Source organism: Streptacidiphilus sp. EB103A (genome assembly GCF_041261405.1).
Classification (GTDB): Bacteria; Actinomycetota; Actinomycetes; order Streptomycetales; family Streptomycetaceae; genus Streptacidiphilus.
Map to the genome: position 1 here is coordinate 271,957 of NZ_JBGCAQ010000003.1, position 24,092 is coordinate 296,048.

17 protein-coding genes, 1 tRNA gene and 1 pseudogene are annotated in these 24,092 nt (G+C 68.8%); 8 read left to right on the forward strand and 11 right to left on the reverse strand.

Annotation, left to right across the window (positions count from 1 at the left end; all coding sequences use genetic code 11):
* Window positions 1-109 precede the first annotated feature (109 nt).
* The 3 genes from ABH941_RS06415 to ABH941_RS06425 all read right to left on the reverse strand — a co-directional run bounded on the left by ABH941_RS06415 (window position 110) and on the right by ABH941_RS06425 (window position 3,190).
* Window positions 110-1,672, reverse strand: a complete 1,563-nt coding sequence (locus tag ABH941_RS06415; RefSeq protein ID WP_370127756.1) for an APC family permease — start codon at window positions 1,670-1,672, stop codon at window positions 110-112.
* Between the two features lie 456 nt (window positions 1,673-2,128).
* Window positions 2,129-2,914, reverse strand: a complete 786-nt coding sequence (locus tag ABH941_RS06420) for a helix-turn-helix domain-containing protein (RefSeq protein ID WP_370127599.1) — start codon at window positions 2,912-2,914, stop codon at window positions 2,129-2,131.
* Between the two features lie 195 nt (window positions 2,915-3,109).
* Window positions 3,110-3,190 (reverse strand) — tRNA-Leu (locus tag ABH941_RS06425).
* Between the two features lie 89 nt (window positions 3,191-3,279).
* On the opposite strand from ABH941_RS06425, the gene ABH941_RS06430 reads away from it, so the two are divergent.
* Both ABH941_RS06430 and ABH941_RS06435 read left to right on the forward strand, forming a co-directional pair.
* Window positions 3,280-3,954: an ANTAR domain-containing response regulator gene (locus ABH941_RS06430; protein WP_370127600.1), complete on the forward strand. Its 675-nt coding sequence runs from the start codon at window positions 3,280-3,282 to the stop codon at window positions 3,952-3,954.
* A gap of 325 nt (window positions 3,955-4,279) precedes the next feature.
* Window positions 4,280-5,209, forward strand: coding sequence for an endonuclease domain-containing protein (locus ABH941_RS06435; RefSeq protein WP_370127601.1), 930 nt, complete (start codon window positions 4,280-4,282; stop codon window positions 5,207-5,209).
* Between the two features lie 302 nt (window positions 5,210-5,511).
* Here ABH941_RS06435 and ABH941_RS06440 read toward each other — a convergent pair whose 3' ends face one another.
* The 7 genes from ABH941_RS06440 to ABH941_RS06470 all read right to left on the reverse strand — a co-directional run bounded on the left by ABH941_RS06440 (window position 5,512) and on the right by ABH941_RS06470 (window position 12,755).
* Window positions 5,512-6,228 carry an ABC transporter ATP-binding protein gene (locus tag ABH941_RS06440; RefSeq protein WP_134010482.1) on the reverse strand — a complete coding sequence of 239 codons (717 nt, stop codon included), beginning with the start codon at window positions 6,226-6,228 and terminating at the stop codon, window positions 5,512-5,514.
* Entirely contained in the window at window positions 6,225-7,124 is a 900-nt protein-coding gene (locus ABH941_RS06445) for an ABC transporter ATP-binding protein (protein ID WP_370127602.1), read from the reverse strand. The genes ABH941_RS06440 and ABH941_RS06445 overlap by 4 nt, the downstream gene beginning before the upstream one ends.
* Window positions 7,125-7,129: 5 nt before the next feature.
* Window positions 7,130-8,908, reverse strand: coding sequence for a branched-chain amino acid ABC transporter permease (locus ABH941_RS06450; RefSeq protein WP_370127604.1), 1,779 nt, complete (start codon window positions 8,906-8,908; stop codon window positions 7,130-7,132).
* Entirely contained in the window at window positions 8,905-9,834 is a 930-nt protein-coding gene (locus ABH941_RS06455) for a branched-chain amino acid ABC transporter permease (RefSeq protein WP_370127605.1), read from the reverse strand. Before ABH941_RS06455 ends, ABH941_RS06450 begins: the two co-directional genes overlap by 4 nt.
* Before the next feature lie 162 nt (window positions 9,835-9,996).
* On the reverse strand, window positions 9,997-11,241 hold the full coding sequence (locus tag ABH941_RS06460) for a branched-chain amino acid ABC transporter substrate-binding protein (RefSeq protein ID WP_370127606.1): 1,245 nt from the start codon (window positions 11,239-11,241) through the stop codon (window positions 9,997-9,999).
* A gap of 244 nt (window positions 11,242-11,485) precedes the next feature.
* Window positions 11,486-12,214 (reverse strand): hypothetical protein, encoded by a 729-nt coding sequence (locus ABH941_RS06465; RefSeq protein ID WP_370127607.1) that lies wholly within the window; start codon window positions 12,212-12,214, stop codon window positions 11,486-11,488.
* A gap of 76 nt (window positions 12,215-12,290) precedes the next feature.
* Entirely contained in the window at window positions 12,291-12,755 is a 465-nt protein-coding gene (locus ABH941_RS06470) for a PaaI family thioesterase (protein ID WP_370127608.1), read from the reverse strand.
* Between the two features lie 147 nt (window positions 12,756-12,902).
* Between ABH941_RS06470 and polA the strand changes: the two genes are divergently transcribed.
* The 3 genes and pseudogenes from polA to ABH941_RS06485 form a co-directional block, all read left to right on the forward strand.
* Window positions 12,903-15,668, forward strand: coding sequence for a DNA polymerase I (polA, locus tag ABH941_RS06475; RefSeq protein WP_370127609.1), 2,766 nt, complete (start codon window positions 12,903-12,905; stop codon window positions 15,666-15,668).
* Window positions 15,669-15,920: 252 nt separating this feature from the next.
* Complete coding sequence (locus ABH941_RS06480; protein WP_370127610.1) at window positions 15,921-16,055, forward strand: SPW_0924 family protein; 135 nt, start codon at window positions 15,921-15,923, stop codon at window positions 16,053-16,055.
* Window positions 16,056-16,068: 13 nt separating this feature from the next.
* Window positions 16,069-16,974, forward strand: a pseudogene (locus ABH941_RS06485) (DUF3068 domain-containing protein); the annotation flags it as partial.
* 48 nt (window positions 16,975-17,022) lie between these two features.
* Here ABH941_RS06485 and ABH941_RS06490 read toward each other — a convergent pair.
* Window positions 17,023-17,913, reverse strand: coding sequence for a class I SAM-dependent methyltransferase (locus tag ABH941_RS06490; RefSeq protein WP_370127611.1), 891 nt, complete (start codon window positions 17,911-17,913; stop codon window positions 17,023-17,025).
* Between the two features lie 383 nt (window positions 17,914-18,296).
* On the opposite strand from ABH941_RS06490, the gene rpsA reads away from it, so the two are divergent.
* The 3 genes from rpsA to ABH941_RS06505 all read left to right on the forward strand — a co-directional run bounded on the left by rpsA (window position 18,297) and on the right by ABH941_RS06505 (window position 24,090).
* On the forward strand, window positions 18,297-19,808 hold the full coding sequence (rpsA, locus tag ABH941_RS06495; protein WP_134010499.1) for a 30S ribosomal protein S1: 1,512 nt from the start codon (window positions 18,297-18,299) through the stop codon (window positions 19,806-19,808).
* A 271-nt stretch (window positions 19,809-20,079) separates the two neighbouring features.
* Complete coding sequence (locus ABH941_RS06500) at window positions 20,080-21,621, forward strand: flavin monoamine oxidase family protein (protein ID WP_370127757.1); 1,542 nt, start codon at window positions 20,080-20,082, stop codon at window positions 21,619-21,621.
* 228 nt (window positions 21,622-21,849) lie between these two features.
* Complete coding sequence (locus tag ABH941_RS06505) at window positions 21,850-24,090, forward strand: MMPL family transporter (RefSeq protein ID WP_370127612.1); 2,241 nt, start codon at window positions 21,850-21,852, stop codon at window positions 24,088-24,090.
* The last annotated feature ends 2 nt before the right edge of the window (window positions 24,091-24,092 follow it).

A 24,092-nucleotide genomic window follows, 5' to 3' on the forward strand; every position in this document is an offset into this window, starting at 1 on the left:
AGCCGCACGACGTGGACGTGGACGTGTACGGCAGCGGGCCCGGTCGGTGAGATCCCTCACCGACCGGGCCCGCTGTGCGTACTGACGTGGGGTCAGCTGTGCCCTGCGGTCAGTGGCCGCCCTCGTCCACTACGGCCACCTCGTCGATGTTGCGCTCGATGTCCTCGCGCTTCAGGCCGACGGCGAGCGCCCAGTAGTACACCGCCAGCGAGAACACCGCGATGATGCCCATGTCCCACCACAGGTGGATGTGGCCCTCGGCGCCGACGCCGAAGCCGCCCTGCCAGGAGATGATGCCGATCCCGACCAGGTAGACCGGCAGCCACTGCGCGGCCTTCCAGTCCAGCTGCGGGGCGTTCGGCAGGTTCTTGGCGCGGGCGTACCAGGCGTAGGAGCCCAGCAGGGCGTAACCCAGGATGATGGCCACCCCGAGCCGCCAGAGGGTGGCCCAGCCAGCCCAGTAGATGATCAGGCTGGCGACCACGAACGACAGCGGTGCGATGACCTGCCCGGCGGGCAGGCGGTAGGGGCGCTCCCGGTCGGGGAGTTGCTTGCGCAGCACACCGTAGGCGAGCGGCGCGCCCGCGTACATCAGCACGCTGGCGGAGGTGATGAAGCTGACCAGTTGCTGCCAGCTGGGGAACGGCAGGAAGCAGATCACGCCGGTGACGAAGGAGATGATCAGCCCGAACCACGGCACGCCGCGCTTGTCGGTCGCCTCGAACAGCTGCGGGGCGTAGCCGTTGCGGCTCAGCCCGTAGGAGATGCGGGAGGTCGAGGTGGTGTAGATCAGGCCGGTGCCGGCGGGAGAGATGATCGCGTCCAGGTAGAGGATCCAGGCCAGCCAGCCCAGCCCGATCACCGTGGCGAGACCGGCGAACGGACCGCTGATCCCGGTGTAGGCGAGGTTCGCCCAGCCGTGCACGAAGGAGGAGCCGGGCAGCGCGCCGATGTAGACCACCTGCAGCAGGATGTAGATCACGGCCCCGATCGCCACCGAGCCGAGGACGGCCAGCGGGATGTCCTTCTTGGGGTTGCGGCTCTCACCGGAGAGCTGGATCGCCTGCTCGAAGCCCAGCAGCGCGAAGATGATGCCGCTGGTGCTGATCGCGGCCAGTATGCCCTTGGCGCCGAACGGGGCGAAGCCCTGCGAGGTGAAGTTGCCGGTGTGGAAGTGCGTGATGGCCAGGACGAAGATCGCGAGGAGAGGGATCGCGATCTTCCACCAGGTCGCCGCACTGTTGGTGTGGGCGAGGAGACGCACGCCGAGGAAGTTCACCGCGACGAACACCGCCATCAGCACCACCGCGATGATGAACCCGGACGCGGTGAGGGTCCCGTTGGGGTGCTGGAAGCCGGACGCCCAGGACCAGTGCTGGGAGTACCCGATCATGGCCTCGACCTCGATCGGCGCGACCGTGGCCGCCTGCAGCCAGGAGAACCAGCCGAACGACATTCCGGCGAGCCCGCCGAAGGTGTAGTGCGGGTAGCGGGCGGTACCGCCGGCCACCGGGAACATTCCGCCCAGCTCGGCGTGGACCAGCGCCAGCAGGATGATCGCGACCGCGCCGATCCCCCAGGAGATGATCGCCGCAGGCCCGGCGACGATCACGGCCTCCTTGGCCCCGAAGAGCCACCCCGAACCGATGATCGACCCGACGGATGCCCACATCAGACCGATGAGGCCGATCTCCCGCCGCAGCGAGCGGTCACCGGTGTCGGGGGTTTGGGACAACAGATCAGTGGGTGCCATAGGGGCGCCACCTCTCGATATAGCGGACAGGTCAAGACGTGCGGCAGTGCGTCCGATGCAAGTCGGAGAGTTGCCCCAGATTAGATGCAGATTGCGCTCATGCATAGATGGCGATGCTGAATACAAGCGTTCTTCCAGGTCTCTTCACACCTGATCCTCAGGAGACTCGCTGACTCGAGGGCAGGGCGGAGCGACGGGCATTATGCCTGATGGAAGCCGTATGGCGCGGGTGGCATGGATGGAGTGTGATCCAATTCGGGAATTTGAGCATTACTTGAGGAATGGCTCCCGGGCGGGCCTCCCATGGGGGTACGGCTATTGAACGATCGTCATCTCTATGCCCAGAAGAAGCGGGATGCATTCCCGTGCGCGGGGTCAGTACTTGGCGCCGATGTGCTCATCCATCAACGCAACGGACGCCCTCCGGGCGACGGAGACTGTATGCACGTCATCACGCCGCCTGGTGGCGCGCCAGGTGACACCGAGTCGGTCGAGGGTGCTCGTGTAGATGTCACGGATGTCGGCAGACTTGTTCGTGAACTCGTAGCGGATGTAGTCGTGCCGGCGATGCTCGCCGTCGACCGTGCGCCGTGCCCAGTTGTGCGTCCTGCTGCCGTCCGAGTGGACGAGTCCTCGGATGAGACTCCAGCCATGGGAGTTGATTACCTCCTGCTGCCAATCGGCCAGCAGGATGGGGCGGTCGTGCTTCTTGCCAGGGCCGTGCTGTGGGAACAGGCAGGGCAGGTGCCCGGAGTAGACCTTGACACTCGTGCAGCCCCTGGCTCGCACGCGGCAGACGGAGTTGCGGGGCAGTACCGCTCTGATGGCAGCTTCCGCCTCATCCATCAGACCGGGCCAGGCATCCGAGCACGCGATCGTCAGGTTGTGCACACGGTGCTGCTTCGGGCGGACGATATGGCCGTCTCCGAGGTAGAGCCCGAGAAGGTACGAATAGGCCGCCGGATCGAGCTCGTCGCCGTCGCAGCGGTGGCAGGTGGATCGATGGGCACCGGGCAGCGCATCGCGCCCTGCGCGGTCCTGATGGAGCCACCAGGCGACAGTCCCTTTGGGGACGCCGAGCGAGCGGGCGACGGATGCGTTCGATTGCCCGCTGCGGCAAGCGGCCAGCGCTCGCTGTCGGGTCTCCTGGGGCCAGTTCATGGCCTCAGGATGCGAACTGCGAGGCCGATGCTCCGAGCGAATGTCGAGCAGTCATTCGTTTGCGTGAATCGCGTCAAGCTCGATCCGCTGGTCCTACCCTTGAGGGGACTTGACCGCATTGTGAGACGCGTGTAGGGGTGCCTCGCGTGGCATGAGCCACCCAAACGCAATGATGACCTTGGAAGCGAAGGTGTGTGCCGGGTGCGGGATTCGAACCCGCAAGCCTTTCGGCGCGGTTGTTTGAGAACCGTGTGTATGCCATTCCACCAACCCGGCTGGCCTGCGGAAGGAACCATATCGTGTTCCCTGGTCTTCGTGCAGCTAGGTAGGCTCTTGCACGTACCCCCGCGTCAACGAGGAGCACCGTGACCGCCGCCGACGAGCAGCACGAGCAGCATGTCCCGCCGACGACGACCCGTGTGGTCATCGCTGAGGACGAGGCACTGATCCGTCTCGACCTCAAGGAGATGCTCGAGGAGGAGGGCTACACCGTGGTCGGCGAGGCCGGCGATGGCGCCGAGGCGGTGAAGCTCGCGACCGAGCTCCGGCCCGACCTGGTGATCCTCGATGTGAAGATGCCGATCCTTGACGGCCTCTCCGCCGCCGAGCAGATCCACGAGGCGCACATCGCGCCGACCCTGATGCTGACCGCGTTCTCGCAGCGCGAGCTGGTCGACCGGGCGCGTGACGCCGGCGCCATGGCCTACATCGTCAAGCCGTTCAACAAGAGTGACCTCGTCCCGGCCATCGAGATGGCCGTCTCCCGCTACAGCGAGATGCGCGCGCTGGAGGAGGAGATCGCCGACCTCAGCCTCCGCCTGGACACCCGCAAGCTCGTGGACCGCGCGAAGAGCGTCCTGCAGACTAAGTTCGGTCTGTCCGAGCCTGCGGCCTTCCGCTGGATCCAGAAGACCTCCATGGACCGCCGAATGACCATGAAGGCCGTCGCCGAGGCAGTCATCGAGGAGGGCGCGGCCCAGGACGCCAAGAAGAAGGCCCCTGCGGCCCCGCCGGCACCGGAGTCGGCTACGGAGGCCTGAGCCGCCTCGACGGTAGCGGTGGGGCGCCCTCTGCCTGCAACGGCATTCGCCGTACCGCGACCGCACCCGCCGTCTCCGGGGCTCCGCCCCGAAAGCAGCAACAAGCGGGAGGGTGCAGGGCCCGGCCCCGGCGCGAAGCGGCGGGCCGTGCGCCGGGGTTGGCGCCGGTTCACCGATTTTGGGGTCACTCGACCTACGTTCGGGTCACTCATCCGACGCCAATGCCCGAATTGCCCAAGTATGCACGTCGGACCAGTGACCCAAAAGCAGTGGCAGTGACCCCAAATCACCCATTCGTGGAGCAACCGACCCCTGGCTGCCGAGCGTGCTCGCGGACATGAACGAACAAGAACTTCGCCGTCATGCCGCCCGCCACGGCGGGTACCTCACGATCCCGGCTGCCCGGGAACTCGGCTGCGGCGACCGGCAGATCGCCGTCCTGCTGCGCGAGTACGGCTGGACCAGGCCCCAGATCGGGGCGCTTGCTCCTCCCGGTTCCCTTGGGGACCCCGCGCTGGTGCGGCTTCGCGCGGTTCTGGAGCAGCGCCCGCATCTCGTGGCGAGTCACCGCACCGCAGCAGCGCTGCACGGGGTCAGCATGCTGTTCCGCCCCGGTGAGGCCGAGCGGCTCGTGGAGTTGACGGACCCTCGCACGATCCGGGCGCGTACGCGCATCCAGGGGATGCAGGTGCACCGGCTCCCCCTCGTCCGCAACGAGATCGCGGTGCGGCAAGGTGTCCGATGCACCGCTCTGCTGCGGACATTGGCAGACGTGTCCCGGAGCGAACCCCGCAATGCCGCCGTTGCCGCGCTGGACAGTGCGTTGAACCTGGGCCTCTGCGCCATCGAGGAACTGCGCGGGCATCTCGTGGCGGCCTCGGGCCGTCATGGATCCGCTGCCGCCCTGTCGCTGCTGGACTTGGCGGATGGCCGCAGCGAGTCACCGTTGGAGACCGAGGCACGGCTGTTGATGCATGACGCAGGATGGCATCCGCGCCCACAGGCGGAAGTGGCGACCGCGAGGGGGCCGCGTCGAGTGGACTTCCTCTTCGACGCCGAGGGCCTGGCCGTCGAAACGGACGGTGCTGAGCACCACGCGTCGGCCGATGGGCAGCGTCGTGACCTTCGGCGCTTCAATGACCTGGCCGGCTGCCCACAGGTCCGTGCGGTGCTGCGCTTCTCCTGGCAGGACATTTTCCTCCGGCCGGACCTCTTCCTTCGCGAGGTGGGGGAGAAGCTGGCGCTGCTGGCCTGACTTTGGGGTCACTGCCACTGCTTTTGGGTCACTGGTCCGACGTGCATACTTGGGCAATTCGGGCATTGGCGTCGGATGAGTGACCCGAACGTAGGTCGAGTGACCCCAAAATCGGTGAACCGGCGCCAACCCCGGCGCACGGCCCGTCGCTTTGCGCCGGGGCCGGGCCCTGCACCCTCCTGCTTGTTGCTGCTTTCGGGGCGGAGCCCCGGAGACGGCGGGTGCGGTCGCGGTACGGCGAATGCCGTTGCAGGCAGGGGGCGCCGCCCCCGCCCGCAACGGCATTCGCCGCCGCTCAGCGCTCAGTCCTCGCCGAGGTAAGCCTTACGTACCGACTCGTCCGTCAGCAGATCCGACCCCGTCCCCGAGAGAACGATGCGGCCGACCTCCATCACGTGGCCGGTGTCGGCCAGGGACAGGGCGGCCTGGGCGTTCTGCTCGACGAGCAGGATGGTGGTGCCCTGGTTCCGGAGCTCGACGATGGTGGACATGATCTTCTGCATCATGATGGGCGAGAGGCCCATGGAGGGCTCGTCCAGCATCAGCAGCTTGGGCTGGGACATCAGTGCGCGCCCCATCGCGAGCATCTGCTGCTCGCCGCCGGAGAGCGTTCCCGCCGCCTGCTTTCTGCGCTCGCCGAGGATGGGGAACAGGTCGTAGGCGCGCTGGACGTCGGTCTGGATGCCGTCCTGGTCCTTCCGGAGGAAGGCGCCGAGGAGGAGGTTCTCCTCGATGGTCATCCGGGGGAAGATGTGCCGGCCTTCCGGCGAGTGGGCCAGGCCCAGCGACACGATCTTGTGTGCGGGGACGGAGCCCAGCGGCTGCCCGTTGAACCGGATGCTGCCGCCGATGGGCTTGAGCAGGCCGGAGAGGGTGCGCAGGGTGGTGGTCTTGCCGGCGCCGTTGGTGCCGATCAGGGTGACGACCTGTCCGGCTTCCACGGTGAAGGAGATGCCCTTGACCGCTTCGATCTTGCCGTAGGCCACACGGAGGTCTTCGACCTCGAGCAGGGCGGTCACTGGTCCTCCTCGGGAGTGGCATCGGGAGTGGCGTCGGGAGTGGTGGTTTCGGAAGCGCCGTCAGGCGCGGCCTCCGCCGGGGTCGCCTCGTAGGGAGTACCCAGGTACGCGGCGATGACGCGTTCGTCGGCCTGGACCACCTCCGACGTCCCTTCGACCAGTTTTGAGCCCTGGACCAGGACGGCGACGCGGTCGCAGAGGTTGAAGATGAACCGCATGTCGTGCTCGATGACGAGCACGGCGATGCCGCGGTCGCGGATCGCGAAGACCAGCTCCTCCGTCGCGCGCGTCTCCTGCGGGTTCATACCTGCTGTGGGTTCGTCCAGCAGCAGCAGGCCGGGTTCGCTGGCGAGGGCGCGGGCGATTTCGAGCTTGCGCTGCTCGCCGTAGGGGAGGTTGCGGGCGAGGTGGCCGGCCTTGCGGGCGAGGCCGGTGAACTCGAGCAGGGCCATGGCCTTCTCGCGGGAGTCGGCCTCCTCACGGCGGTAGCCGGGCCCGCGGAGGATGGCGGAGATGATGCCTTCCTTGGTGCGGGTGTGCCGGCCGACGAGGACGTTCTCCAGAACCGTCATGTTGTGGAACAGCCGGATGTTCTGGAAGGTACGGGCCATCCCCGCCTGGGTGACCTTGAAGGGCTTGGGCGGCAGCACGGTGCCCTTGTAGGTGACCTGTCCCTCAGTCGGGATGTACAGGCCCGTCAGGCAGTTGAAGAAGGTGGTCTTGCCGGCCCCGTTGGGACCGATCAGGCCGATGATCTCACCGGTGTTGACCGTGAGGTCGACGTTGTTGACGGCGGTGAGACCCCCGAAGCGCATGATGACGCCGCGGGCTTCCAGCAGCGGGGTACCGGGCGCGGGAGCGCTGTCAGTGCCGGGTGCGATGGTTGTGTCGGTCATCTGGTTCACGCCCCTGCGGTGCTGAGTTCGGCGGCGGATGTGGCTTCGTCCTCGTGGAACTCCAGCTGGCGCTGCTTGTTGGCGATCAGGCCCTCGGGCCTGAAGCGCATGAAGAGGATCAGGGCGATGCCGAAGAGCAGCAGCTGGTAGCTCTGCAGGAACTGGAGCTTCGCCTGGAGGAGGTAGAAGAGCGCGGCGCCGATGAGGGGGCCGGTGACGGTGCCCATGCCGCCGATGACGACGGCGGCGAGCAGGAAGGCGGAGTTCGGCGGGACGGGTCCGGCGAAGACGAAGGGGTCGGGGACGACGCTGAAGCCGACGTGTGCCATGACGGTTCCGGCGAGGCCGGCCAGGGTGGCGCCAAGGGCGAAGGCGAGCAGTTTGAAGCGGAAGGCGTTGATGCCCATGGCGGTGGCCGCTGTCTCGTCCTCGCGAATGGCGACCCAGGCGCGGCCGATGCGGGAGCTGCTGGAGCGGCTGAAGACCAGCACGATGATGGCGATGAAGACCAGCATCAGCTCGAAGTAGTTGGCGAACCGGCCGAGGGTGATGCCGCCGATGGTGTGCGCGTTCCCGAGGTTGAAGCCGAAGATGCTCAGGTCGGGGATGTTCGGGATGCCGTTGGGGCCGCCGGTGACGTTGGGGCCGGAGACGCCGTCGAGGTTGTTGACGACGATGCGGAAGATCTCACCGAAGCCGAGGGTGACGATGGCGAGGTAGTCGCCGCGGACCCGCAGGGTGGGGGCGCCGAGGATGACGCCGAAGATCCCGGACACCGCCGCGCCGGTGATCGCCGCCGCCCAGAACGGGAAGGTGACGTGCAGCGACGAGGTGGCGGCGCCGGAGACCAGGGCTCCGGTGTAGGCGCCGACGCCGAGGAAGGCGACGTAGCCGAGGTCGAGCAGCCCGGTGAGGCCGACGACGACGTTGAGGCCGAGGGCGGTGGCGCCGAAGATCAGCAGGTTGACGCCGATGGACGCGTTGGCGTCGCTGTTCTGGGTGAAGGGGAAGATCGCGGCGGCGACGAAGGCGCCGACGGCGCTGAAGACGCGGTGCCTGCTGGTGAGGTCGGTGAGCCGGCCGAGTGCACCGGAGCGGCCGAGCGCCCATGCGGCGAAGACTGCGGCGATGAGGAAGCCGCCGAAGAGTTCGCCGTAGCTGGTGTCGATGCCGAAGGTGAAGATGCCGAGGCCGAGAGCGAGGGCCACGGCGATGATCAGCAGTTCGACGGCTGTGGGCAGTGCGGGCGCGGCCTTGAGGTCGGGGCGCTTGCCCGGGTAGCCGAGGACGCGCTTGAACGGGTTGTCCCCGTCGGCGGGCACGCCGTCGCGGGGCAGGCCCAGGGCGCCGAGGAGGGTGACCAGGGAGGCGATGCCCGCGACCCAGCCGCCGCTGGTGAGGTTGGCGAGGCCGCCGAGCTCGGACGCGATGGCGATGAGGGTGAACCAGGTGGTCGCCAGGGCGCCGACGGCGACGATGACGGTGGCGCCGTCGGCGCCGCCGGGTGAGAGCCAGCGCAGCCCGGGGACGCGGTAGCCGCTCAGCGCGAAGAGCAGCACCAGGACGCCGGCGACGAGGGTGACCCACTGCAGGCCGCCGGGGTACCCGTTGACGGTGAGGTCGCCGGGGAAGCTGGAGCTGAAGGTCCAGGAGAGGAAGGCGGAGGCGGCGGTGGCCAGTCCGCCGACGGCGGTCAGGCCGCGGGCCGCGGCTTCGGGCAGCGGCAGCGCGGGACGCCGGGCCGGGGTCTGCTGGGGGTTGATGGTGTCGGTCATGTCGTTCACGCCCTGTCCGCGACGCGTTCGCCCAGTAGGCCCTGTGGTCTGACCATGAGCACGAGGATGAGGATGACGAAGGCCCAGACGTCCTGCCAGGCGCCGCCGCCGAACTGGCTCATGCCGGGGATCTTCTCTATGTAGCCGGCGGCCAGCGATTCGGCGACGCCGAGCACGACGCCGCCGAGCATGGCGCCGTAGATGTTGCCGATGCCGCCGAGGACGGCTGCGGTGAAGGCCTTGAGGCCGGCGACGAAGCCCATGTCGAAGGAGACCTGGCCGTAGCGAAGCCCGTGGGCGACGCCCGCGACGGCGGCGAAGGTGGCGCCGAGGATGAAGGCGATGACGATGACGCGGTCGGTGTCGATGCCCATCAGTTTGGCGGTGTCCGGGTCCTGCGCGGTGGCCTGCATGGCCCGGCCGGTGCGGGTCCGCTGGACGAAGTAGGCGAGGAAGAGCATCGAGGCCACGGCCGCGACCACGACGAAGATGTCCGCCGACTGGAAGGTGACGGAGCCCAGGTGGTAGGGGCCGCCCGGGAGCGAGGGGAAGACGCGGGGCGACTTCGCCTTGGGGTAGAAGCCCCAGACGAGTTGTTGCAGCGTGATGGAGAGCCCGATCGCGGTGATCAACGGTGCCAGGCGTGGTGCGTTGCGCAGCGGCCGGTAGGCGAAGCGCTCGGCGAGAATGGCGATGACCGTGGCGGTGACGATGCCGCCGAGGAGCATCAGGGGGAGTGCGATCCACATGGATGTGCCCGAGCCGAGGCCCAGATACACGGTGAGGGCGCCGAAGCCCCCGGTCATGAAGATCTCGCCGTGGGCGAAGTTGATGAGCTGGACGATGCCGTAGACCATCGTGTAGCCGACGGCGATGAGTCCGTAGGTTGCGCCGAGTAGCAGGCCGTTGGCTAGGTTTTGCGGCAGTTCGTGCACCGCAGGCCTCCGTTGTCAGGGATGGCGGGTGAGCCGGAAATGGGCATGATCAGTACGGGATGCGTGGGTAGCGGAAAAGTGAGCTGATGCGGCACCGCGCGGGGGCGCTTGACCTGCTGCGCCCCCGCGCGGTGGTGGTGCTGTGCGGGCAGTGACGGTGTGTCAGCCGGAGAAGGTGCCGGTCTTGACGGTGGCCCAGGCGCCGTTCTTGACGCCGTAGACGGTCAGCTGCTTGTTGGTGGCGTCGCCGTACTGGTCGAAGGAGACCGAGCCGGTCACGCCGCTGAAGCTGACGCTGCCCATGGCGGTCTCGACGGCCTGGCGCGGGCTGGCGGGGAGCTTGCCGCCGTTGGCAGCGGCGACGGCCTTGACGGCCTCGATGATCGCCCAGGCGCTGTCGTAGGAGTAGCCGCCGTAGGCCGCGTAGGGCTGCGAGTAGCCGCCCGCCTTGTAGTCCGCGATGAACTTGGTGGCGGAGGGGAGGGTCTCGACCGGGGCGCCGACGGAGGTGGCGTAGTCGCCGTTGGCGGCGGCCGCTCCGGCGAGCGAGATGTAGGTCGGGTCGTACATGCCGTCGCCGCCGATGAGCGGGATGTGGTCGCCGGCCGCCTTGAGCTGCTTGGTGAGCGGGCCCGAGTCGGGGTACTCGCCACCGAAGTAGACGAAGTCGGCGCCGGAGTTCTTGATGGCGGTGACGGTGGAGGAGAAGTCGTTGGCGCCGCTGGTGACGTGGTCCTGGCCGACCACGGTGCCGCCAAGCTTGGTGAACTCGCCCTTGAAGGTCGCCACCAGGCCGACGCCGTAGGTCAGCTTGTTGTCGACCAGGAACACCTTCTTCTTGTTGAGGGTGCTGTAGGCGAACTGGGCCGCGAAGGGGCCCTGGATGGCGTCGGTCGTGGCGGTGCGGAAGTACGACTTGAACGGGCGGGCCTTGGTGCCGGTCGCCCAGTTCGGGCCCTGGGTCAGGGCCGGGTTGGTGTTCGCGGGCGAGACCTCGACCAGGTTGGCCTCGTCGAAGATCTTCTGCATGGAGACGGCGACGCCGGAGTTCAGCGGGCCGACCACACCGATGACATTGCTGTCGGCGACCAGGGCGGTGGCGTTCTGCTGCCCCTGCTGGGGCGACTTCTTGTCGTCCAGTGCCGAGATCTTGAAGGTGACGCCGGGTACCTCATGCGTGGAGTTGGCGGTCTTGATCGCCAGGTCCACGGAGTTCTGGATGCCGAGACCCAGGGCCGACAGCGGACCGGTCAGAGGCGCGTCGACGCCGATGGTGACCGTGGTGGCCCCGGCAGCGGCACTTCCAGTGGCGCTGGAACCGCTGTTGGCGCGCGATCCGCACGCGGTGAGGCTGAGGGCGCCGGTGACGGCAAGAGTGGTGACGATGAGAAGCGAACGGTTTCGCACGATCAGTCCTTTCCTCTGGTTCGAGGGTCGAACCGCGCGCAGGCCCCGACCTGTCGATCCGATGGCGCGGTGACTGGCCGTGACTCTAAGCCTCCACCAGGGACTTAGGCAGAGGAGACACGCACTGTGTGATGGTCTTGTTATGACCTGAGGAAAACTTGAGGCTTGATCCGGCCACCATGGTTCAGGACGGGAATCCGCTCCAATTCCTGCCGAGAATCCGAGAATCAGATGATCGCCCAGCTCAGCCCGGGGATGTCACCACGGTGGACGGGACGGGCGGAAGGGAAGCGGGAGTACGACCGCAGCGTTCGTCGATCTCGCGGCTGAGATCGTCGCCGTAGCTTCCGCCGAGAATTTCGCTTTGCGTCTGTATTGCGCGCAGGTTACTCAACGTTACGTCGATGAAGGGCAAATCGTCCCGCGCGGGGGTTCTGGAGCAGTCGCGGACATCGGCCAGTACCCGCACGATCCGGGTTTCACCCGGTGGGACGCCGATCGGCAGCGGATCCTCGGTCGTGACGTACAGCCCGGCGTACGGCTGTGCGATGTGATGGATCGTCACCGGATGGGAGTCCCGGTCGACGACGGACAGCAGGAAGGCGAACCTGCTGCTTCGCGGATCGTTGCCGGGGGCCATGCCGGCGTAGTAGACGTCGGTGATCTGCGCGGGCCAGGGGACGGGTGAGCGCGACTGCTGGGGCTGGGCCTGCGGCCGGTGCCGTGGCGCGTCGGCGACGGCGGTCAGGACGAGTGCGCCCGCCGCGGCCAGGGCAGCGGCCGCGAGCAGCCCGCGGCGCAGCGGCCGGGGCAGGCCGTGCCACCACCCGCTCAGCCGCCGTTCGAGGCCGGATCCGGCGGGGTCGCTGATCTGCAGCTCGGCCGGGTCGGTCGCGTCGTCGTGTGCTGTCTCCAGCGGACCGACGTCTCCGACCCGCTCGGGCCGCTTGCGATCACCGGTCATCGCCCGCACCCCCTTGTCGAGGCGGGCGATGCCCGGTGCCGCAGCGGATCAAACCCGCACGGCTCGGCTGCCGGTCGAGCGCCGCTCAGGTGTCGCGGAGCATGCAGGTGAGCCGGCAGCTGGTGATGCGGCGGCCCTGGTCGTCGGTGATGGCGATCTCGTAGGTGGCGGCGGTGCGGCCCTTGAAGACGGCGGTGGCGACGCCGGTGACCAGTCCGGAGGTGGCCGAGCGGTGGTGGGTGGCGTTGAGGTCGACGCCGACGGCGTAGCGCCCGGGACCGGCGTGCAGCATCGCCCCGACCGAGCCCAGGGTCTCCGCGAGGGACGCCGAGGCGCCACCGTGCAGCAGTCCGTACGGCTGCTGGTTGCCCTCGACCGGCATGGTGCCGACGACCCGGTCGGGGGAGGCCTCGACGATCCTGATGCCGAGGCGCTCGCCGAGGTGGCCGCCGGAGAAGGTGCTGATGTCCACGCCGAGTTTGGCGAAGTGGTCGATCACGTCCTGCGGGATCTTGAGTTCGGGTCCAGGCTCAGTGTGCCGCTCGGACATGGTGCTCCTGACGTCGTTGTTCGGGACTGCCTGTGATCGTACGACTCCCTTCGGCGGCGTTGATGGGGGGAGTGTCAGTGGCGGGCCATAGGATTTCGTTCGGCACTGGCAGGCAGCAGGGCGCGGACGGAAGAAGTGGTGGCACAGATGGCGAGCACGACCGGAAGCAACGGCAAGGCGGGGGACAGGGCGGCCCGGCCCAGGCTGCTGCTGCTCGACGGCCACTCCATGGCGTACCGGGCCTTCTACGCCTTCCCCGCGGAGAACTTCGCGACCTCCACCGGGCAGCCCACCAACGCGGTGTACGGCTTCGCGTCGATGCTGGCGAACATCCTCCGTGACGAGGCGCCGTCGCACTTCGCGGTGGCCTTCGACGTGTCCAGGAAGACCTTCAGGGCCGACATCTACCCCGAGTACAAGGCGACCCGCTCGGCCTCCCCGGAGGAGTTCCGCGGCCAGGTCGAGCTGGTGAGCGAACTGCTGGACGCGATGAAGGTGCCCCATCTGCGGCTGGCCGAGTTCGAGGCCGACGACATCATCGCCACGCTGGCGACCCGGGCCGCCGCCGACGGCTTCGAGGTGCTGATCCTCACCGGCGACCGCGACGCCCTGCAGCTGGTCACCGAGGACGTCACGGTTCTCTATCCGACCAAGGGCGTCTCCGAGATGACCCGTTACACCCCCGACAAGGTGTTCGAGAAGTACGGGGTCACCCCGGCCCAGTACCCCGACCTGGCGGCGCTGCGCGGGGACCCGTCCGACAATCTGCCCGGCATCCCCGGGGTGGGGGAGAAGACCGCGGCCAAGTGGATCGCCCAGTACGGCTCCTTCGCCGAGCTGGTGGAGCACGCCGACGAGGTCAAGGGCAAGATCGGCGAGAAGCTGCGGGCCGGCCTGGACGCGGTGAAGCTCAACCGCGAGCTCACCGAGCTGATCCGGAACGTCGAACTCCCGCTCGGCGTGGACGAGTTGGGTCGCAACCCGTACGACAGGGAGGCGACCCTGCTGCTGCTGGACACCCTGGAGTTCCGCAACCAGGCGCTCCGCGACCGCCTGTTCGCGGTGGACCCGGGCGCCGGCGAGGGCGCCGAGGGCGCGCCCACCGCGACCGGGCCCGGCGTCGAGGTCGAGGGTGAACTGCTGACCGACGACGGCGCGCTGGCGGCCTGGCTGGCCGAGCACGCCTCCGGCGCCGCCCGCACCGGGCTGGCCGCCGACTACACCTGGGCGCTGGGCGAGGGCAGCGTCAGCGCCGTCGCGCTGGCCGTCGAGGACGGACCGGCGGCCTGGCTGGACCCGGCGGTGCTGGCCGAGGCCGACGAGCGCGCCTTCGCGGATTGGCTGGCCGACCCGGAGCGTCCGAAGGCCCTGCACATCGCCAAGCAGGTGATGCGGGCCTTCGCTGAGCACGGCTGGCGGATCGAGGGCGTCGCCGCCGACAGCGCCTTGGCCGCCTACCTGGAGAAGCCGGGGCGGCGCACCTTCGGCCTGGACGTCCTGGCCGAGGAGTACCTGGGCCGGCAGCTGGGTTCGGCCACCGCCGCCGACAGCGGCCAGCTGGCCTTCGGCGACGAGTCCGGCGACGCCGACGACCAGGCGCTGGCCGCCGCCCAGACGCTGATGGAGCAGGCCCGCACCGTTCTCGACCTGTCCGAGGTGTTCGAGACGCGGCTGGCCAAGGACGGTGCGCTGGAACTGATGCGGGAGGTGGAGCTGCCCATCGGCGCACTGCTGGCGCGGATGGAGCGGGCCGGCATCGCCGCCGATCTGGACTGGCTCACCCAGCTGGAGATCCAGTTCGGCGCGGCCGTGCAGCAGGCCGTGAAGGAGGCGCACGCCGCGGTCGGCCACGAGTTCAACCTCGGCTCGCCCAAGCAACTGCAGGAGATCCTCTTCAACGAGCTGGAGCTCCCGAAGACCAAGAAGATCAAGACCGGCTACACCACCGACGCCGACGCGCTGACCTGGCTCGCCGCGCAGACCACGCACGAGCTGCCGGTGATCCTGCTGCGGCACCGGGACCAGACCCGGCTGCGCAGCACCGTCGAGGGCCTGATCAAGACGGTGGCCGCGGACGGCCGGATCCACACCACCTTCAACCAGATGGTCGCCGCCACCGGCCGGCTCTCCTCCACCGAGCCCAATCTGCAGAACATCCCGGTGCGCACCGAGGAGGGCCGGATGATCCGCCGGGCCTTCGTCGTCGGCGCCGGCTACCAGGAGCTGCTGACCGCGGACTACAGCCAGATCGAGCTGCGGATCATGGCACACCTGTCCGAGGACGCCGCCCTGCTGGCCGCCTTCTCCAGCGGCGAGGACCTGCACACCACCGTCGGCTCCCAGGTGTTCGGGGTAGAGCCGGCGCAGGTCGACGCGGAGATGCGCCGCAAGATCAAGGCGATGTCGTACGGCCTGGCGTACGGGCTGTCGGCCTTCGGCCTGTCCCAGCAGCTGAACATCGCCACCGGCGAGGCGCAGCGGCTGATGGACACCTACTTCGAGCGGTTCGGCGGGGTGCGCGACTATCTGCGCCGGGTCGTCGACGAGGCCCGCAACACCGGGTACACCGAGACCGTTCTCGGCCGCCGCCGCTATCTGCCGGATCTGACCAGCGACAACCGGCAGCGGCGGGAGATGGCCGAGCGGATGGCGCTGAACGCGCCGATCCAGGGGTCGGCGGCGGACATCGTGAAGATCGCCATGCTCAAGGTGGACGCGGCGCTGGCTGCGGCCGCGCTGGAGTCGCGGATGCTGCTGCAGGTTCATGACGAGATCGTGCTGGAGGTTGCTCCGGGGGAGCGGGAGGCGGTGGAGGAGCTGGTGCGGCGGGAGATGGCGGCGGCGTACCCGCTGGCCGCTCCGCTGGATGTCTCGGTGGGGGTCGGCAGGGACTGGGAGACGGCGGCGCACTGACGCGGAAGGCTTCCGAGGGATGCTTGGCTGCGGACCGTAGGTGGCTTGTCGCGCAGTTCCCCGCGCCCCTGATAGTGCAACTTGCCCACGGTGGTTCAGTTGCAGCTACATAGGGGCGCGGGGCTCTGCTAATTCAACGGCGCGCGCGACAAGCCAGGCAAGTGCCGCACCCGAGAACCCTGGTAGAACCTGTTCTCATTTCGCCGCCCCCGCGTTACGGTGCGGGGCGCGGCGGGACGAGGGAGGTGGCCGATGCGTGCACTGCTGGCTGCGGCGATCGGGGTGGCGGTCGCCCTGTGCGTGGCTCTGGTGATGGTGCCGCTCGCGCACCAGGGTGGTCCGACCTCGCCCAAGCCCCTGCTGACCAGCGCTCCGGCGCATCCGTAGGGGCCGACCGCCGATGCGTCGTCGCCTGAGTCTGGTGCTGGTTGCCCTCGCCGCCTTTCTGGCGGCGCTGGGGCCGTTGATGCGCTGGTACGACTATCCGCGTGTGGTCGAGGTGCCCGCGAACGAGTACCAGACGGTGGTGCTGCAGGCGAAGGACGCCACCCTGATCGACTACGGCACCCTCACCGGCGTCCCGCACCAGACCGTCACCATCGTGCAGACCCTCAAGGGCGACGCCGCCGCAGCAGCGGCCGAGAAGAAGCGCACCGGTCGCGACGTCGTGGTCTGGGACAGCCTCGCCTATGTACTGGGGACCGACGACACAATGGTCTCCCGCATCCCCGAGGTCTATGTCTTCGACGCGCACACCCAGGAGCCGGTGCACTGCTGCGGCGAGAGCGTGGACGGCGACGCGGTGACCCGCACCGGCATCGAGTACAAGTTCCCCTTCGACACGCAACCCAGGGACTACCAGTACTACGACGCGCAGACCCGTACCGCCGCGCCCATCCTCTACAGGGGCACCCGGAACTACCGGGGCATGACGGTGTACTACTTCGAACAGACCATCCCCTGGACCCGGGTCGTCTTCCCCAAGACCATGCCGGCCGGGATCACCGGCCTGACTCCGGCGAGCATCACCGCCCTCGGCTACCAGCGCTGGTACACCACCACCCGCGAGTTCTGGGTGGACCCGGTGACCGGCGCGCCCGTCAACGGCGAGGAGCAGCACCACGAGGAGCTGCGCTTCGCGGCGGGCAGCGGAAAGGCGCCGATCACCGTCTTTGAGGGCGATGTGAAGATCCGCCCCGACTATCTGGACGCGACCTTCAAACAGGTCAGCTCCCAGCGGCAGCTGGTGCTCGGGCTGAGCACCTACGTCCCCTGGGGCGCGCCGATTCTGGGCGCGGTGCTGCTGGGGCTCGCCTTCCTGTTCGAGGTGCGTGGGCGGAAGAAGAACCAGGGCTCAGTCGGCGACGGTGACGAAGACGGCGGTGCCCGGCAGGTGCCGCCCCCGCAGCGGGCTCCAGCCGCCCCACTCCTGGGTGAGCCCGTCGGGCCACTCGGGTTCGACCAGGTCGACCAGCCGGAAGCCCGCTGAGGTCAGCTCCCGCACCCGGTCGCCCAGGGTGCGGTGGTGCTCCACATACACGGCCCGGCCCTGCTCGTCCTGCTCCACATAGGGGGTGCGGTCGAAGTAGGAGGAGAGCGCGGTCAGCCCCTCGGGACCCGGCTCGTCCGGGAAGGCCCAGCGGATCGGGTGGGTGACCGAGAAGACCCAGCGCCCGCCGGGCCGCAGCACCCTCCGCACCTCGCGCATCAGCAGCGCGGTGTCGGCGGCGAAGGGCACCGCCCCGTAGGCGGAGCAGGCCAGGTCGAAGCTGGCGTCGGCGAACGGCAGCACGGTGGCGTCGGCCTGCACCAGCGGGACCGGGGTCAGCCCTAGATCCTGGTCGATCCGCAGCGAGTGCTGGAGCTGACGGTGCGACAGGTCGAGGGCGACCGGCCGTGCGCCCTGGGCGGCCAGCCAGCGCGAGCACTGGGCGGCACCGGCGCCGATCTCCAGGACGCTGCGGCCCCGCAGCGCGGCCGGATCGCCGAGCAGCCGGGCCTCGGCCTCGTCCAGGCCCTCGGGGCACCAGGTGAAGCGGGCGTCGCCGAGGAACGAGCCGTGCTCGTCCTGGTACTCGTCGGCGTTGCGGTCCCACCAGTGGCGGTTGGCGCGGCTGCTCTCGGCGGCGTCGGCCTCGCGGCGGACGGCCTGGCCGTCGTCGTCCTCGGTGGCGTCCTGATCCCGGGCGTCTTGATTCGGGGCGTCTTGATCCGGGGCTGAATGGCTGTCATGGTGCGTGGTCATCTCACAGGTAGCGTAACCTTGCTCCTGTAGCGTCCGGGCGTCACCGGAAGGGTCGCCAGTTCGATTGTGAATTGGGCGAATGCCGATTTGACCGGTTTTTCCGGTCTGTGTGGGGCTCTCCCACACTGCGGCATCCCGCATTGACCGTGCATGGCTGTCCCCGTATGCTACAAGTTGCGCTGCGGGCCTGCGCGCCTCGGACGGAGCAGGTCGCGCTCGCATCTGTTGAAGACCCCACAGTCACAGCCCGGGGTATCGGCTTCCAGTAGATCTGGATGCGGCGATACACCGGCTCAGCCCTGTCCGGTCCTTGGTGGAGCGATAGCGGGTCCCCGGCGCAGTAGTACCTACGACTTCATGTCCGTACCGGAGCCCTTTTCCTAATGACGACCAGCAGCACCGAGGCCCGTACCACCCCGCAGGTGGCGGTCAACGACATCGGCGACGCAGAAGCCTTCCTCGCGGCGATCGACGAGACCATCAAGTACTTCAACGATGGCGACATCGTCGAGGGCATCATCGTGAAGGTCGACCGTGACGAGGTCCTCCTCGACATCGGTTACAAGACCGAGGGCGTCATCCCCTCTCGCGAGCTGTCCATCAAGCACGACGTCGATCCGCATGACGTCGTCAAGGTCGGCGACAACATCGAGGCCCTGGTTCTCCAGAAGGAGGACAAGGAGGGTCGTCTCATCCTGTCCAAGAAGCGCGCTCAGTACGAACGCGCCTGGGGCACGATCGAGAAGATCAAGGAAGAGGACGGCATCGTCACCGGTACCGTCATCGAGGTCGTCAAGGGTGGTCTCATCCTGGACATCGGCCTCCGTGGCTTCCTGCCGGCCTCGCTGGTCGAGATGCGTCGGGTCCGCGACCTCCAGCCCTACGTGGGCAAGGAGCTCGAGGCGAAGATCATCGAGCTGGACAAGAACCGCAACAACGTGGTCCTGTCCCGCCGTGCCTGGCTGGAGCAGACGCAGAGCGAGGTGCGTCAGACCTTCCTCACCACCCTGCAGAAGGGCCAGGTGCGCTCCGGCGTCGTCTCCTCCATCGTCAACTTCGGTGCCTTCGTGGACCTGGGCGGCGTCGACGGCCTGGTGCACGTCTCCGAGCTGTCCTGGAAGCACATCGACCACCCGTCCGAGGTCGTCGAGGTCGGCCAGGAGGTCACCGTCGAGGTTCTCGACGTGGACATGGACCGCGAGCGCGTCTCCCTGTCGCTGAAGGCGACCCAGGAGGACCCGTGGCAGCAGTTCGCCCGGACCCACCAGATCGGTCAGGTCGTCCCGGGTAAGGTCACCAAGCTCGTTCCGTTCGGTGCGTTCGTCCGCGTGGACGAGGGGATCGAGGGCCTGGTGCACATCTCCGAGCTGGCCGAGCGCCACGTGGAGATCCCGGAGCAGGTCGTCCAGGTCGGCGACGAGATCTTCGTCAAGGTCATCGACATCGACCTCGAGCGCCGCCGCATCAGCCTCTCGCTGAAGCAGGCCAACGAGTCCCTCGGTGCCGACCCGGCCTCGGTCGAGTTCGACCCGACCCTGTACGGCATGGCTGCCTCGTACGACGACGCCGGCAACTACATCTACCCGGAGGGCTTCGACCCCGAGGCGAACGACTGGCTGCCCGGCTTCGAGAAGCAGCGTGAGGAGTGGGAGCGCCAGTACGCCGAGGCGCAGACCCGCTTCGAGCAGCACCAGGCCCAGGTCATCAAGAGCCGCGAGGCCGATGCCGAGGCCGCTGCCGCTGGTGAGGGTGCTGCCCCCGAGGCCGCTGTCGCCGGTGCCGGTGCGATCTCCGGTGGCTCGTACTCCTCCAGCAGTGACGAGACCTCGGGCGCCCTGGCGACCGACGAGGCCCTCGCCGCGCTGCGCGAGAAGCTCGCAGGCGGCCAGAGCTGAGGCTCTGACCTGCTGCGGTAGGCAGTGAGCAGGATCTGCGCAGTGGCCCCACCCGGTTGAACCGGGTGGGGCCACTGTCGTGTTCATGGCAGCGTTACCCCACCGGCATCAAGTTGCAATATACAAACATCAACATCCTTGGAGCGCAGGCGAACTGATCTTCGCAAAGGCGACTCCGAAGGGATGTTGGATGACGCAGCAGCTGGAGACGGGCGGGTTCAGCCGCAGGGGGTTCCTGCGGGCGGTCGGTGTCAGCGGTGGCGCCGGGACGATGTTCGCGGCCATGGGGGCGCTGGGCCTGGCGCCCACCGCGACGGCGGCGACGCCGGCGTTCTCGGCGCCCAGCGCCTCGGACTTCCACCTCACCGGCCGCAGGGCGGCCAAGGTCGTGATCCTCGGCGGCGGTGTGGCCGGCCTGGTGTCGGCGTACGAGCTGGGCAAGGCCGGGTACGACTGTACGATCCTCGAACCGCGGAGCCGCACCGGCGGACGGAACTTCACCGCACGCGCCGGTACCGAACAGACCGACCTGTTCGGCAACAGCCAGACCGCGCGCTTCGCCGAGGGCCAGTACATGAACTGCGGCCCGGCGCGGCTGGCACAGTGGATGGTGACCCTGGACTACTGCCGGGAACTCGGGGTCCCCATCGAGGTGTTCACCAACGTCAACGCCGACGCCTACATCTACAACGAGAGCTCCGGGATGACGCCCGGACATCCGATGCGCTACCGCACGGCCAAGGCCGACACCTACGGCTACGTCAGCGAACTGCTGGCCAAGGCCACCGACAAGGGCGCGCTCGACAAGGAGCTGACGGCGGCGGACCAGGAGCGGCTGCTGGCCTTCCTGGAGGACTGGGGCTCCATCGGCGCCAAGGCGGACGGCTTCGGCTACACCGGCAGCACCAACCGCGGCTTCAGTACCTACCCCGGCGCGGCCGGGACGCCTGGCGCCGAGCTGGCCCCGGTGCCGGACGTCTCCTCGGTCTTCGCCTCCGGGGTAGGCCGCTACTTCTCCTTCGAGTTCGAGTTCGACCAGGCCATGCTGATGTTCCAGCCGGTCGGCGGCATGGACCGGATACCCCAGGCGCTGACCCGGGCGGTCGGCGCGCACAAGGTCAAGCTGGGCTGCCAGGCCACCGGCCTGACCGAGACCGGCAGCGGGGTGGAGGTCGCCTACACCGACGCGGCCGGACGGAGCCGGTCGATCACCGCGGACTACTGCATCGCCGCGATGCCCCCGCATCTGCTGGCGAAGCTCCCGCACAACCTGGGCAGCGCCGTCCAGGCCGGGCTGAGCTCGATCACCCCCGCTTCGGCCAGCAAGATCGGCCTGGAGTACCGCAGCCGCTGGTGGGAGACCGACCACCGGATCTACGGCGGTATCACCGAGACCGACCTGGACCTCACCCACGTCTGGCACCCGTCCTACGGCTTCCACGGCGAGCGCGGCGTCCTGATCGGCTACTACAACTACGACGACACCGCCGACATGTACGGAAAGCTGACGCCGGCCCAGCGTGAGGCACGGGCGGTGTCGCTGGGGGAGCGGATCTACGGGGCCAAGTACCGCACCGAGCTCGCCTCCTCCTTCTCGCAGTCCTGGCGCTACATCCCGCACCTGGAGGGCGCCTGGCACAACCTCCCCGACAACAGCCCCGACGCGGCGGTGCTCAAGCCGCTGGCAGAGCCCAGCGGCCGGGTGCTGTTCGCCGGGGACTGGCTCTCCTACATGGACGCCTGGCAGCACGGGGCGATCCTGTCCGCACGCAAGGCCGTGACCGCGCTGCACAGCCGGGCGCTCAAGAGCTGAGCATGAGGGCGGGCTGAGGATTCCGTCGGGAAGGACCCCGCCCGGACTGCCGGACGGGGTCCTTGCGCAGATCCTGGCAGGTCAGGGGCGCGCGTCAGATGAGGGGAGCAAAAGGGATATCAGGGTGTTCTCACCGTGATCCTGACCATAGGCCGTGTTGCTTCCTATTCAGCTTGATATGGGCGAAAGTTCCAGGAGCCCCCTCTTCCTGACGCAAGGCGCCCCTCCATGCACGCACCCTTCTCCCGCGTCGGCGGACCCTTCGCCGCTGTGGGGCGCTTCAGCCATCGGCGCCGGCGCTGGGTGCTGCTCGCCTGGGCCCTGCTGCTCGCGGTCGGACTGCTGTTCGGCACCAAGGTCTTCGACACCGCCGCGCCGACCGCGTCCGCCGCCGGATCCGAGTCCGCGGCCGGGAGCGCACTGCTGACCGCGGCCAGTTCGTCGGACCTCAGCATCACCGCGCTGGTGGACGGCAGATCGGTGGACGACTCCGGGGTGCGGGCGGCGGTCACCGCCGCGGCCGTCGACCTGTCGCACATCGCCGGGGTCACCGGGGTCTCCGACGCCTACACCTCCGGCGGCTCCGCGCTCAGGTCGAGCGACGGCACCGCGAGCCTGGTCGAGGCCCAGCTCAACACCAGCAACAAGAACACGATCGCCGCCGTCTCCCAGCGCCTGGAGGCGATCGGAACCGCCTCGGGGACCACGGTCGACCTCGGCGGCACCCAGATCCTCAACGCTCAGGTGCAGCAGCAGACCCAGAAGGACACCGAACTGGGCGAGCTGGTGACCCTGCCGCTCACCCTGCTGGTGATGGTGCTGATCTTCGGCGGCTTCCTGGCCGCCGGGCTGCCGCTGATCGGAGCGGTCGGCTCGATCGCCGGGGCGTTCCTCGCACTGCTGGGCTTCAGCCGGATCATGCCGATGGACACCAGCGTGCTGCCCATCGCCACGGTCCTGGGGCTCGGACTGTCCATCGACTACGCGCTGCTCATGGTCAACCGCTTCCGGGAGGAGCGCGGCCACGGCGCCGACGTGGCGGCTGCCGTGGAGCGCAGCTGTGCGACCGCGGGGCGCACCATCACCTTCTCGGCGGTGACCGTGGCCGCCGCCCTGTCCGGGCTGTTCGTCTTCGTCAGCCCGATCTTCCGCGCCGTCGCGGCGGCCGGGGTCAGCGTCGTGGTGATCACCGTGCTGTCCGGGCTGACCCTGGTCCCCGCCCTGCTGGGATTCGTCGGCGGAAGGATCAAACCGCTGCCGGCCGGCGGGGGCTCCGACGACGGGGTCTTCGCCCGCACCGTGCGCCGGGTGCAGCGGCGTCCGCTGCCGGTGGCGATCGGGGTCGCCGTGCTGCTGCTGGCGCTGGCGGCGCCGTTCGCGGGCGCGCATGCGCAGAGCGCGGGGGCGGATGTGCTGCCGAAGTCCTTCAGCAGCCGGGTGGTCGCGGACGCGGTGCAGAGCCGGTTCCCTTCGCAGCAGACGGCCGCGGTCACCGTCGCGGTGCGGGGCAGCATGGCCCAGGCCGAGACGTACGCGGCCGAGGTGCGCACGCTGCCGGGGGTGACCGGCGCGACCGTGGCGTCGGTCGGTGACGGCCTGGTGAGCGTCGCGGTGAGCGTGGACGGCGGGACTGAGGGCACGACGGCGCAGCGGGTCGTCGGCGAGCTGCGGGCCGACCGGGGCGGGCTGACCACCTGGGTGACCGGCGACGCCGCGACGGTGGTGGACTTCAAGCACGAGGTGTCGACCCGGGGTCCGTGGGCGCTGGCGCTGGTGGTCGGTGCGACCTTCCTGCTGCTGTTCCTGATGACCGGGTCACTGCTGGTGCCGTTGAAGGCGCTGCTGACCAACCTGCTCTCACTGGGGGCCTCGCTCGGGGTGATGACCCTGGTCTTCCAGGACGGGTGGTTCAGCGGGCTGCTCGGATTCACCCCGACCGGCGGCCTGGAGGCGTGGATCCCGGTGCTGGTGTTCGCCTTCGCCTTCGGCCTGTCCATGGACTACGAGGTGTTCCTGCTGGCACGGATCAAGGAACTGCACGAGGAGGGCCATCGGTGCCGCAAGTCGGTGGAGCTCGGGGTGCAGCGCAGCGGACGGATCATCACCTCGGCCGCGCTGCTGATGGTGGTGGTGTTCGCCGGGTTCTCCACCGGAAGCATGCTGGACATCAAGGAGATCGGACTGACGCTGGCGGTCGCGGTGCTGCTGGACGCCACGCTGGTGCGGATGCTGCTGGTGCCGGCCACGATGACGCTGCTGGGGCGGGCCAACTGGTGGGCGCCGGGCTGGCTGCAGCGGTTCCACGCGCGGATCGGCCTGCGCGACGGACAGACCCTGCCGCCGCTGCGGGCCGGCTGGCGACCGCTGGGCAAGGCGCTGGTCCCGCCGCAGCGGGCGCCGCAGCGGGCGCCGCAGCGGGTGCCTGAGCGGGCGTTGGAGCGGCGGCGCGGGTTGGTGGGTCCGTCCTGAGC